Source organism: Methyloversatilis sp. (assembly GCF_030696805.1).
GTDB lineage: Bacteria > Pseudomonadota > Gammaproteobacteria > Burkholderiales > Rhodocyclaceae > Methyloversatilis.
This window is the reverse complement of sequence record NZ_JAUYRO010000048.1, coordinates 17,597-28,040: the sequence shown is the minus strand read 5'-3', so window position 1 is coordinate 28,040 and position 10,444 is coordinate 17,597. Positions and strand designations below refer to the sequence as shown.

The window sequence follows — 10,444 nt, the reverse complement described above, 5'->3', positions numbered from 1 at the left end:
ATCGCGGCCGAGGTTGAAGCGCAGCGTGACCGGATCGCGCTCGACCCAGCCCATATCGATCAGCGTGTCGAGCACGCGGTGGATGGTCGGCCGCGGCAGGCCGGTGCGCGCGACCAGTTCGATCATCAGTCTGCCGCGGCGCGAGCCGCGCGCAATCGTCGTCACCAGGAGGCGTGCGCTGTGCAGGCTGCCTGCCGGCGCCTCGTCCGCTTCGCCGCGCGGCGCTGCAGTTCGCCCGTTCATGCGGCAGTCCGTCTCCTGTTCGTCGGTTCGCAGAGGCAATGTCCGATATGCGGACACCTATGTTCCGCAAGCTGCTTGCCGCATGCAGATGCGAACACTAGCATCGGCTCCACACAACAAGACCTCAAACAACCGGTTTGTCCGTTCATCGGACAGCTTTTCTGATCCAGGAGGAGACATGGCCCCGCTTTACGGCGCGCAGCATCGCGCGCTGCAGGATGAGTTCGACATGCGGCCGCTGGCCGACCGCGTGCAGCAGTTCATCGTGCATCCGGACATCCAGCCCGAACACCGGGGCTTCATCGAGTCGCGCGACTTCTTCTTCCTCACCACCATCGACCACCGCGGCTACCCGACCGTGTCGCACAAGGGCGGCGGCCCCGGCTTCGTCAAGGTGATCGACGGCACGACGCTGGCCTTTCCGAGCTTCGACGGCAACGGCATGTTCCTTTCGATGGGCAACATCACCACCAATCCGAAGGTCGGGCTGCTGTTCATCGATTTCGAAACGCCGCATCGCATCCGCCTGCACGGCGATGCGACGGTGAGTCGCAACGACCCGCTGCTGCACGAAAGCCTGCCGGCCTTCCACGGCGCGGAGTTCGTCGTGCGCGTGAAACTGGCGGAGATCTTCGTCAATTGCCCGCGTTACATCCACCGCTACCAGCGGGTCGACAGCGCGCGTCATGTGCCACAGCCGGGATGCGAAACGCCGCCGGCCACATGGAAGCGCATCGACGGGTTGCAGGACGTGCTGCCCGTGCGCGACCGCCACATCGGCGAACAACGCGGGCTGATCAGCCCGGACGACTACGCCGAACTGGTGCAGCAGGGCCGTACCTGAGCGGGCGCGGCCCCGGCCGCCTTCCCTTGACGCCTGACCGCATGCAGCCCGCGCGCTGCAGGGACCGGGCTTGTCCATCGCACCGCAACTGCCGTCCGGAGACTGCCATGAAGCCACTCGCTGCCCTCACCTGCGCCAACGTCATCCTCGCCGTCGTCATGACCTTTTCGATGCAGTCCTTCACGCTGCCGCTGTGGCCCATGGTGATCGCGTGGGCCGGCTTCTTCCATCTTGGAGGGAGCGATCACCCGCCGACGGCGCTGGCGGCGGTGCTGGCGCACGCGGTGTTCGGCGTGTTCGCCGGCTGGCTGGCGGCGCTGGCCATCCTGTTCAACCCGACCGCACTGCCCGGCACCGTGTGGGTGCCGCTGGTCGTGGGTGCGGCGGTCGGCGTCATGAGCCTGGCCTCCGGCTGGCCGCGGCTCGCGGTGCTGCCGGTCTGCGTCTATGGCTTCGCGGCGAACTGGGCCTACCTGGATGTGCCCGGTCGCTTCGATCCGGCTGTGCTCACCGCGCTGCGCGCCGACAACGTCATCGTCGCGCTGCCGCTGGCACTGCTGATCGGCGGCCTGTTCGGCTGGGCGAACGCGAAGCTGATCGCGCAGCTGAGCGCACCGGCCGCACGGCCGCTTCCGTAGTCGCTCGATCACGCTGGGCAACTTGCCCGAACCCTCCTGCCTAGACTGCCCCGCTGTCGGTGCATGGGCAGCGCCCCGCCTCCACTATCGATTCCGCATCCGGGAGACAGCATGATCAGAGAAGAACACCTGCAGGACTGGCGCGACGCTGCGCTGAGTGTCGAAACCGAAGTCCGCAAGGCCGTGATCGGCCAGGACACCGTGGTGCGGCTCATCAACGTGGCGCTGTTCGCACGCGGCCACGTGCTGCTCGAGGGCGACGTCGGTGTCGGCAAGACGACCGTGCTGCGCGCCTTTGCACGCGCCATCGGCGGCGACTTCGAACGCGTCGAAGGCACGGTCGACCTGATGCCGAACGACCTCGTTTATCACACCTACGTCGACGCCGACGGCAAGCCGCGCATCGAACCCGGCCCGCTGCTGCGCCACGGCGAGCGGCTGACCACCTTCTTCTTCAACGAAATCAACCGCGCCCGACCGCAGGTGCAGTCGCTGCTGCTGCGCGCGATGGCCGAGCGCACGGTGTCGGCGTTCAACCGCGAATACAGCTTTCCGCACATGACGGTGTTCGCCGACCGCAACAAGGTCGAGAAGGAAGAAACCTTCGAACTGGCGTCGGCCGCGCGCGACCGCTTCATGTTCGAACTGCGCATGGAAACGCCGCGCGACCCCGCCGTGCGCCGGGCGCTGGTGTTCGAAACCGGCTTCCACGACGTCGACGCGCTGATCGATCGCGTCGCGCCGGGCATTCTTGACTGGCAGTCGCTGAATTCGATGGCGGCGGCGATCCAGCAGAGCGTGAGCGCGAGCGAGGCGCTCGAACGCTATGTGATGGACCTGTGGGACGCGAGCCAGAATCCGGCCGCGTTCGACGTGCGCATCGACGGCGTCGACATGAAGAAGCTCATCCTGGCCGGCGCCAGTCCGCGCGGCATGAGCGCCCTGCTGCGCGCTGCGCGCGTGGTCGCCTGGATGGACGGCCGCACGCATCTGGTGCCGGACGACGTGCAGGCCATCCTGCCGTCGACGCTGGGCCACCGCGTGTTCTTCACGCCGGTGTACGAAATGCGCCGGGCGCAGATCGCCGACGCACTGGTCGCGCAGATCATCGAGAAGGTCGCCACGCCGCGATGAGCGACGCCGACGAGATGCACGAATTCCATTACCGGCTGCCGCATCGCGCGGCAGGCCCGCGCCCGGGCTCGCACCCGGGCAGCAGCCTGGGTGCCGGTCAGGAATTCGTGTCGCACATGAGTCTGTACGACCGGCCCGACCCGCGCCGGCTCGACCTGCGCGCCAGCCTGCGCAACACCACCGGCGAATGGTTGGTGCGCGTCAACCGCCAGCGCGTCGGGGTCACGGTGCAGGTGCTGGTGGACGTGTCCGCTTCGATGGGCTTCGGCGCCCGCCGGCGCAAGCTCGACGTTGCCGCCGACTTCGTCGAATCGCTGGCACACAGCGCCTCACGCGTCGGCGATGCGCTGGGCATGCTGGCGTTCGATCATCGCGAACGCGCCGATCTGTGCGTGCCGGCGACACTGAGCCGCGGGCTGGGCAGCGTGATGGCGGACAGTCTGCGTCAGTGCGAGCCGGCCCCCGGCGGCATCGAAGGGCTGGAGGACGCGCTGCAGCAGCTGGCCGGCCGCGAGTCGCTGGTGTTTCTGGTCAGCGATTTCCACTGGCCGCTCGACCGGCTCGGTGCCGCGCTCGATCTGCTGTCGCACGCCTTCGTCGTGCCGGTCATCGTGTGGGACCCGGCCGAAACCGAACCGCCGTCGCACGACGCGATCGCGCCGATGCGCGACGCCGAAACCGGCATCCGCCGCACGCTGTTCATGCGCCCGAAGCTGCGCACGCAGTGGCGCGATGCAGTGGCCGCGCGGCGCGCCGAGCTGGATGCCTTCTTCTCCGCGCGCGACCTGCGCCCCTTCTTCATCCACGGCGCCTTCGACGCCGAGGCGATGTCCGATTACTTCTTCGAGGCCACCGCATGACGCTCCCGAACCGCGCGTCCCGCCCCCTGCCCTTGCTCGTCTGCGCCTTGATGTTTGCCACGCTCGCGACTGCGCAGACTCCGCCTGCGCCGGTCACGGCAGCAGCGACCGACACCATTTCCGACACCATTTCCGGGACTGCTCCCGTAGCGGTCGAAGCAGCGGCGGATGGCACGCCGCCCGCCGCCGCCCCGGATCTCGAACCGACGCCCGCGGCCGCGCCGCAGGGTCGTCAGGCACAGGTCGACCAGCCGCGCGCCTACGGTCACACGCTGGGCGATCTGCTGACCCAGCGCGTGCTGCTCGAAATCAACGGCCAACCGGTCGATCTCGGCAAACCGCCGGCCCCCGGCCGCGTCGGTGTCTGGCTCGAACGCCGGCCGACGCGCATTGAAAGCGATGGCGAAGGGCGACGCTGGCTGGTGATCGAGCATCAGCTGATCAACGCACCGCAGGCTCTGACCGCATTGACGCTACCCGCGCTCGACATCGCGACCTCGGGGGGCTTGCTCGGCGTGCCCGCCTGGCCGTTCAGCGCAGCACCGCTGACGCCGCGCAACGCCTTCGCCCAGGGCGCGCTGGAGGCGCTGCAACCCGACCGCGCGGCGCCCGCCGTCGACACGGCGTCGATCCGGCGGCAGATCGCCCTGTGGGGCGCACTGTGCATCGCCACGCTGCTGGGCTGGGCCGGCTGGCTGGGCTGGCGCAGCTGGCGTGCGGGCCGCAACCAGCCGTTCGCCCGTGCGCTGCGCGAACTGAACGCGCTGCGCGGCCGCGGCAACGACGCACCGGACGCCTGGCAGGCGCTGCACCGTGCCTTCGACCGCACCGCCGGACGCAGCGTGCAGCCGGCTTCGCTGTCGCACCTGTTCGAGCGCGCGCCGCACTATGCGCCGCTGCGCGCCGACATCGAGCGCTTCTATGCGCAGTCGGCCACGATCTTTTTCGGCGAAGGCAAGCCGGCCGATACGCTGCCGCTGCACAGCTTCGCGCGCCGGCTGCGCAGCATCGAAAAGCGACACGAAGCATGAACATCGGCGTCATCGATTTTGCACAGCCCTGGGCGCTGTTGCTGCTGCCGCTGGCCGCGCTGCCGCTGCTGCGCCGGCGGCGCGACACGCTGCTGTTTCCGACGCTGGACTGGCTGCCGCCCGACCGCGTCGGTCGCCTCGCCGGGTTCGCCTGGCGCGCGCTGGCGGTGCTCGCGCTGGCCGGCATCGTGCTGGCGCTGACCGGCCCCGGTACGCCGGAAACCACGGTGACGCGCACCGGGCGCGGCGCGGAAATCCTGATCCTGATGGACCGCAGCCGCAGCATGGACGCCAAGATGAAACCCGCCGACTGGCGCACCATCGATCCGCATTCCATGCTCTACCAGGTCGAATCGCGCGGCGAGCCGAAGTCGGCGGTGGCGCGTGATCTGCTGTCGAAATTCGTCGAGCAGCGACCGGACGACCGCTTCGCGTTGATGTTCTTCAGCGCAGGACCGATGAACGTGGTGCCGTTCACCCAGCACGATGCGGTCGTGCAGGCCGGCATCAAGGCAGGCGGACTGGGCCGGGGGCTGTCCGACACCGATGTCGGCCGCGCGCTGACCGCCGCCATCGATACCTTCAATGCACGCGCCTATACGGGCAGCCGCATCATCCTGCTGGTGACCGACGGCGGCGCCCACCTCGACGAACCGACGCGCAAGCGTGTCCGCGAAGGTCTGCAGGCCAATCGCATCGCGTTGCACTGGCTCTACCTGCGCACGCTCAACGCGCCGGAGCTGGACGCCGAAGCGAGCGCACCGCCGCCGCAAGCCGAGGGCGACGACCCGGCCGCGATCGAAATCCGCAATGCCTACTACACGCAGGAATCGATTGCCGAAGTATCGCTGCACCGCTTCTTCCAATCGCTGCCGGTGACCTACCGGCTGTATCAGGCGGACAGCCCGGACGATCTCGCCAAGGCGGTGGCCGAGGTGGGCCGGCAGCAGAACTTCCCGCTCGACTTCGACGAGCGCGTGCCGCGGCAGGATCACAGCCGCTTCTTCTTCTATCTGGCGGCGCTGTGCTGCGCGCTGCTGCTGGTCTATCGATCCCTTCTTCTGCGGAGCTGGCTGTGAAACGACGCACCGTCCATCTGATCTTCGGCGCCACTGCACTGCTGACCGGTGTCGCCGCCGGCTGGCACACGACGCAACTGTGGCAGGCCGAACGCGTGAATGCGGCCATTGCCGCTGCAGGGAACATCGATGCCGACCTGCCGGAAGCGCAGTTCGCGCAGGCGCTGGCGCTGAGCCGCGCCACGGACAGCGAAGCCGCGACCCGCGCGTGGAAGGCGCTGATTGCCGGCGAACGCGCGGACCTGCGTCAGGGCGCACGCTACAACCTCGGCAATCTGCATCTGCGCGAGGCGCTGGCGCGCGGCGAAGCCGACGTCGCCAATGCGCTGCCGCTGGTCGAACTGGCCAAGCAGCGTTACCGCGACGCGCTGCGCGAACGCCCGGACGACTGGGACGCGCGCTACAACCTCGAACGCGCACTGTGGCTCGCCCCCGAAATCGAGCAGGCCGCCGCTGCTGCCGACGACGGCCCGGCACCGCCGAAGGAACGCGTCGTCACGACGCTGCAGGGCGTGCGGCTGGACCTGCCGTGAGGGCGCGCGCATGAGAACCCGCGCCTTCCTGCGCAATCTGCTGGCCAGCCTTCGCGAGCGCGACGCGCGCTCGCTGCTGGCGGCGCTGGCGCTGCTGGTGCTCGCCGCCGTGCTGCCGCCGGTGAATATGCCGCGCGACAGCTGGGACACCATCGTCGTATTCGACCTGACGCAGAGCATGAATGTCGAAGACTACGAACTGGACGGCGTGCCGGTCAGCCGGCTTGCCTACGCGCGCGAATCGGCCAGGCGCGCGCTGCGCGAACTGCCGTGTGGCTCGCGGGTCGGCTGGGCCGGCTTCGCCGAGTACCGCACGCTGCTGCTGCTGGCGCCGATCGAAGTGTGTGCCCACTACGGCGACCTGCTCGCGTCGCTCGACCAGATCGACGGCCGCATGCGCTGGGGCAATTCGAGTGAGGTGGCGAAGGGCGTGTTCTGGTCGGTGCGGGCGGCGAAAGAGATCGGCGACACGCCCAGCATCGTGTTCGTCAGCGACGGGCAGGAAGCGCCGCCGCTGCGCGACGGCGACAAGCCGGGCTTCGACGACATCAAGCCGGGCGACATCCGCGGCTGGGTCATCGGCGCCGGCGGCGAAGCGGCACGCCCGATTCCGAAGAGCGACGACGACGGGCGCCCGGTCGGTTACTGGAAAGCGGGTGAGGTCATCCAGCGCGAGTTGCGCACCGCCGACGGCAAGCGCGTGCCGGGCAACGAACACCTGTCGGCACTGCGCGAAACGCACCTGCGCGCCATCGCGCAGCAGGTCGGCTTCGAATACGCGACGATGACCGATGTCGAGACCCTGACCCGTGCCATGAAGAACGCCGACGCGGCCGTCTCGCGTCCGGTACCGACCGACCTGTCGTGGCTGCCGGCGGCGCTGGCACTGATCCTGCTCATCGCGCGCTTCCGTCCGGAAACCGCCGCCCGTCGGTGACACGCCGGCCTCCGGGAATCGCCGAGAAACTGCGCGGTCAGAGGCGTCAATCCCATCGACCGTCGCGCCATGAATCCGCTGCACCCGAAAAAACTGCTGCTCACCAAATGGACCGCCGTCGCGCCGGTCTGCCGCAACCTGCACTTCCTGGTCACCAAGGTGATCGAACCCGACCCACCCGAAACAGCGATCCGCTGGATAGACATCGAGGCGGTGCATTCGAGGTCGGTGCGCCGCATCGAATGGCGCGAACTGAAGGACTCGACCCGCTGGCGACAAGGCTGGGTCTGACGGCGCGCCGGATATCAGCGGTCAGCCGGCTGCCTGCTCAGCCCGCCAGGCATCCACCACTTCCTGCGCTGCCCTGAAGGCATCGACCGACGCCGGCACGCCGGCATACACCGCGCAGTGCAGCAGCGTTTCGCGGATTTCCTCCACCGTGCAGCCATTGTTGAGCGCGCCGCGCACGTGCCCCTTCAGCTCATTCGGGCACTTCAGCGCCGTCAGCGCCGACAGCGTGATCAGACTGCGCGTGCGCCGGTCCAGCCCGTCGCGCGTCCATACGCCGCCCCAGGCATGTTCGTTGATGAAGGCCTGCAGCGGCTGCGTGAAGTCGGTCGCGTTGCCCAGTGCGCGATCCACGAAGGCATCGCTCATCACTTCGCGGCGTACCGCTTCCCCGCGCTTCGCGCCATCGCTCATCATCTGTTCTCCGGTTCGGTTCCTGTCGAGCGGCGGATTCTACGGATTCGGCGCACATCAGGTGCCACGGACGGGCACCTCACCTGCTGCCCGGCGTCGCATCAGGCGAGTGTGAGGCGGCGTTCAGACCGCCGCTCGAATGTCGCCTCGCAGGACAGCATCATGTGTGCAGGCGCCAACCCGACAACATCCCGAATCCGCTTCACGCGAATGCGGTCGGGTCGGCGACCCCGCGCGGTGGGGCATCGGATACTGCTGCATGATCGAGCCACCGGCGTCGAACCCCGCTTCGGCAAACCCGGTAACGGAGGGGCTCAGCAGCACCGTGCACGCCGCCGGCGCGCCGCCCAGCCGATCAGGCCCAGGCCGGCCAGCAGCAGGGCCGCCTGCTCCGGTTCGGGTATCGGCTGCGACACGTCGAGCAGGATGGGCGTGTCGGGTGACGCAAGCTGCATCAGTACGCGTGCGTCACCCTTCACCCCTTCCAGATCCCAGTTCGCCTTGATGGGGGCGCCGGGCTTTCCGCCCTTTTCCTGCGAATAGTAGGCAAGTTCGATTGCCTTGTAACTCAGACTGAGGGATGCCAGCGGGTCACCGCCCGAGGCCCCGGCCAGGCTCAACGAGGTCAGCGTGGCGTCTTCGAAGGTCATCGTGAAGTAGCGATGGGCTTGCTCCTCGCCCGACTTGACGAAGCTGAGCGTCACCTTGCCGACTTCCTTGCCGCTCGCCACACCTTCAAACAGTTTGGGGATGCTCTGATCCACCGCCTGCATCCATTCCAGATCACCGAACACCGGCCGCGATGCCGTACCGCCGGACGGACCGGTGGACGCCGTGTTGGACAGCGTCCAGCTGAAAGAAAAGACCTCTATCTGGTCCTTGTAGTTTTCGGCGACCGAACCGCCATTGATACCCGGTATCTCCAGGTAGTAGTCGGCTGCCAGCGCCGGCGCGGCGGCGAAGCACATGATCGAAGCGGTGATGCATGAGGCGGCAAGTCTGAGTTTCATCGGTTTTTCCCGGAAAATGAAGGACATCCATCTGCCGGGTCGTGCCTTTGTGGCCGCGCCGGCGCAAGCGCTGCACCCGAACACTACCAAGGACGCCTCATTCCGGACAGCCTTGAAGAACGTGTTTCCCCTGCAATCCGTGACGTGCCGTTACGCAGTTCAGAAGGCGCTCTTCACGGTGCCACCGTCGACCCGCAGCGCCGTCCCGGTGGTCGCCGACGCCAGCGGACTGGCCAGATAGACGACCATCGCGGCGACTTCTTCCGGCGTGGCGAAGCGCTTGATCAGCGAGGTCGGGCGCACCTTCTCGAAGAACTCCTTCTCGAAGGCCTCGAAAGTCTGGCCACTTTCATTGGCCAGCGTCTGCACGAAGTCCTCGACGCCGCGCGAGCGGGTCGGGCCGGGCAGCACGCTGTTGACGGTGATGCCGGTGCCGGCGACCGACTCGGCCAGACCGCGTGCAATCGCGATCTGCGCCGCCTTGGTCATGCCGTAGTGGATCATTTCGGCCGGAATCTGGATGCCGCTCTCGCTCGATATGAACAGGATGCGGCCCCAGTTGCGCCGCTTCATGCCGGGCAGTACGTGACGCGACAGGCGCACGCCGCTCAGCACGTTCACTTCGAAAAAGCGGGTCCAGTCGGCATCGGGAATGTCCTCGAACGCTTTCGGCTCGAAGATGCCGAGGTTGTTCACCAGGATGTCGATGTCCGGGTGCGCCTTCGCCAGCGCGTCAGCCCCGGCCGCGCTGGCCAGATCGCCGGCAAAGCCGATCGCCCCGACACCCAGCTTTGCGACGGCGGCATCGACCGCCGACTGCGTGCGGCCATTGACGATGACGCGCGCGCCTTCGCGCAGCAGCGCTTCGGCAATGGCGTAGCCGATGCCGGCGGTGCTGCCGGACACGAGTGCGAGATGGTTCTTGAGTTGCAGGTCCATATGGAAATCTCCTCGTTGAAGGGGCGTCAGGTTCGCGGCGCGAACATGATGATGGCCATGCCGGCAAGCGCCACCGCGACGCCGGTGATGTCCCACAGATGCGGGCGCTCGCCGTCGACCAGCCACAGCCAAAGCATGGCGACGCACACATACACGCCGCCATACGCCGCATAGACCCGCCCGGCGGCGGTCGGATGCAGCGTCAGCAGCCAGACGAAGACGGCCAGCGACAACGCCGCCGGCAGCAGCACCCAGACCGGCGCGCGATCCTTCAGCCAAAGCCAGGGCAGATAGCAGCCGACGATCTCCGCCAGCGCGGTGGCGACGAAAAGCGCCGTGGTTGAAAGCAGGTTCATCGACCGAAGATAACCCGACCCGACACGCGATGGTCGGCGCATCGATGAACTTCGAGGTCCCCCGTACGCGACAGGGGCCGCCGTCCATCCGGCGCGGCGCGTGTGGCGCGAGTGCATGCGCCGTCTTGTTGGGCATCG

14 protein-coding genes are annotated in these 10,444 nt (G+C 67.9%); 9 read left to right on the top strand and 5 right to left on the bottom strand.

The window, feature by feature from the left end; translation table 11 throughout:
* Positions 1-243, bottom strand: a 243-nt coding sequence (locus Q8R75_RS08390; RefSeq protein ID WP_305663637.1) for a helix-turn-helix domain-containing protein, incomplete at its 3' end; no start/stop codon positions are given.
* Between the two features lie 178 nt (positions 244-421).
* Between Q8R75_RS08390 and Q8R75_RS08385 the strand changes: the two genes are divergently transcribed.
* The 9 genes from Q8R75_RS08385 to Q8R75_RS08345 all read left to right on the top strand — a co-directional run bounded on the left by Q8R75_RS08385 (position 422) and on the right by Q8R75_RS08345 (position 7,590).
* Positions 422-1,087 carry a pyridoxamine 5'-phosphate oxidase family protein gene (locus tag Q8R75_RS08385; protein ID WP_305613464.1) on the top strand — a complete coding sequence of 222 codons (666 nt, stop codon included), beginning with the start codon at positions 422-424 and terminating at the stop codon, positions 1,085-1,087.
* Positions 1,088-1,194: 107 nt separating this feature from the next.
* The gene (locus Q8R75_RS08380) at positions 1,195-1,725 is read left to right on the top strand and encodes a DUF1097 domain-containing protein (protein WP_305613463.1); all 531 of its coding nucleotides are present in this window, start codon (positions 1,195-1,197) and stop codon (positions 1,723-1,725) included.
* 111 nt (positions 1,726-1,836) lie between these two features.
* Complete coding sequence (locus Q8R75_RS08375) at positions 1,837-2,859, top strand: MoxR family ATPase (RefSeq protein ID WP_305613462.1); 1,023 nt, start codon at positions 1,837-1,839, stop codon at positions 2,857-2,859.
* Entirely contained in the window at positions 2,856-3,719 is an 864-nt protein-coding gene (locus Q8R75_RS08370) for a VWA domain-containing protein (RefSeq protein WP_305613461.1), read from the top strand. Before Q8R75_RS08375 ends, Q8R75_RS08370 begins: the two co-directional genes overlap by 4 nt.
* Entirely contained in the window at positions 3,716-4,750 is a 1,035-nt protein-coding gene (locus Q8R75_RS08365) for a hypothetical protein (RefSeq protein WP_305613460.1), read from the top strand. Before Q8R75_RS08370 ends, Q8R75_RS08365 begins: the two co-directional genes overlap by 4 nt.
* Positions 4,747-5,829 carry a vWA domain-containing protein gene (locus Q8R75_RS08360; RefSeq protein WP_305613459.1) on the top strand — a complete coding sequence of 361 codons (1,083 nt, stop codon included), beginning with the start codon at positions 4,747-4,749 and terminating at the stop codon, positions 5,827-5,829. Before Q8R75_RS08365 ends, Q8R75_RS08360 begins: the two co-directional genes overlap by 4 nt.
* Positions 5,826-6,362 (top strand): MxaK protein, encoded by a 537-nt coding sequence (locus Q8R75_RS08355; protein WP_305613458.1) that lies wholly within the window; start codon positions 5,826-5,828, stop codon positions 6,360-6,362. The genes Q8R75_RS08360 and Q8R75_RS08355 overlap by 4 nt, the downstream gene beginning before the upstream one ends.
* A 10-nt stretch (positions 6,363-6,372) precedes the next feature.
* Positions 6,373-7,299, top strand: coding sequence for an MxaL protein (locus Q8R75_RS08350; protein WP_305613457.1), 927 nt, complete (start codon positions 6,373-6,375; stop codon positions 7,297-7,299).
* Between the two features lie 69 nt (positions 7,300-7,368).
* The gene (locus Q8R75_RS08345; protein WP_305613456.1) at positions 7,369-7,590 is read left to right on the top strand and encodes a TIGR02450 family Trp-rich protein; all 222 of its coding nucleotides are present in this window, start codon (positions 7,369-7,371) and stop codon (positions 7,588-7,590) included.
* Between the two features lie 21 nt (positions 7,591-7,611).
* Here Q8R75_RS08345 and Q8R75_RS08340 read toward each other — a convergent pair whose 3' ends face one another.
* From Q8R75_RS08340 to Q8R75_RS08325, 4 genes are all read right to left on the bottom strand, one after another.
* Positions 7,612-8,001 carry a carboxymuconolactone decarboxylase family protein gene (locus tag Q8R75_RS08340; protein ID WP_069040702.1) on the bottom strand — a complete coding sequence of 130 codons (390 nt, stop codon included), beginning with the start codon at positions 7,999-8,001 and terminating at the stop codon, positions 7,612-7,614.
* A 314-nt stretch (positions 8,002-8,315) separates the two neighbouring features.
* The gene (locus tag Q8R75_RS08335; RefSeq protein WP_305613454.1) at positions 8,316-9,011 is read right to left on the bottom strand and encodes a type VI secretion system tube protein Hcp; all 696 of its coding nucleotides are present in this window, start codon (positions 9,009-9,011) and stop codon (positions 8,316-8,318) included.
* A 159-nt stretch (positions 9,012-9,170) separates the two neighbouring features.
* The gene (locus Q8R75_RS08330; protein ID WP_305613453.1) at positions 9,171-9,950 is read right to left on the bottom strand and encodes an SDR family oxidoreductase; all 780 of its coding nucleotides are present in this window, start codon (positions 9,948-9,950) and stop codon (positions 9,171-9,173) included.
* Positions 9,951-9,976: 26 nt separating this feature from the next.
* The gene (locus tag Q8R75_RS08325) at positions 9,977-10,306 is read right to left on the bottom strand and encodes a YnfA family protein (protein WP_305613452.1); all 330 of its coding nucleotides are present in this window, start codon (positions 10,304-10,306) and stop codon (positions 9,977-9,979) included.
* Positions 10,307-10,444 lie beyond the last annotated feature (138 nt).

Coding starts and splice junctions, on each gene's coding strand:
- Q8R75_RS08345 (WP_305613456.1), top strand. CDS start 7,369: ATGAATCCGCTGCACCCGAAAAAACTGCTGCTCACCAAATGGACCGCC.
- Q8R75_RS08385 (WP_305613464.1), top strand. CDS start 422: ATGGCCCCGCTTTACGGCGCGCAGCATCGCGCGCTGCAGGATGAGTTC.
- Q8R75_RS08370 (WP_305613461.1), top strand. CDS start 2,856: ATGAGCGACGCCGACGAGATGCACGAATTCCATTACCGGCTGCCGCAT.
- Q8R75_RS08380 (WP_305613463.1), top strand. CDS start 1,195: ATGAAGCCACTCGCTGCCCTCACCTGCGCCAACGTCATCCTCGCCGTC.
- Q8R75_RS08335 (WP_305613454.1), bottom strand. CDS start 9,011: ATGAAACTCAGACTTGCCGCCTCATGCATCACCGCTTCGATCATGTGC.
- Q8R75_RS08340 (WP_069040702.1), bottom strand. CDS start 8,001: ATGAGCGATGGCGCGAAGCGCGGGGAAGCGGTACGCCGCGAAGTGATG.
- Q8R75_RS08375 (WP_305613462.1), top strand. CDS start 1,837: ATGATCAGAGAAGAACACCTGCAGGACTGGCGCGACGCTGCGCTGAGT.
- Q8R75_RS08325 (WP_305613452.1), bottom strand. CDS start 10,306: ATGAACCTGCTTTCAACCACGGCGCTTTTCGTCGCCACCGCGCTGGCG.
- Q8R75_RS08330 (WP_305613453.1), bottom strand. CDS start 9,950: ATGGACCTGCAACTCAAGAACCATCTCGCACTCGTGTCCGGCAGCACC.
- Q8R75_RS08360 (WP_305613459.1), top strand. CDS start 4,747: ATGAACATCGGCGTCATCGATTTTGCACAGCCCTGGGCGCTGTTGCTG.
- Q8R75_RS08365 (WP_305613460.1), top strand. CDS start 3,716: ATGACGCTCCCGAACCGCGCGTCCCGCCCCCTGCCCTTGCTCGTCTGC.
- Q8R75_RS08350 (WP_305613457.1), top strand. CDS start 6,373: ATGAGAACCCGCGCCTTCCTGCGCAATCTGCTGGCCAGCCTTCGCGAG.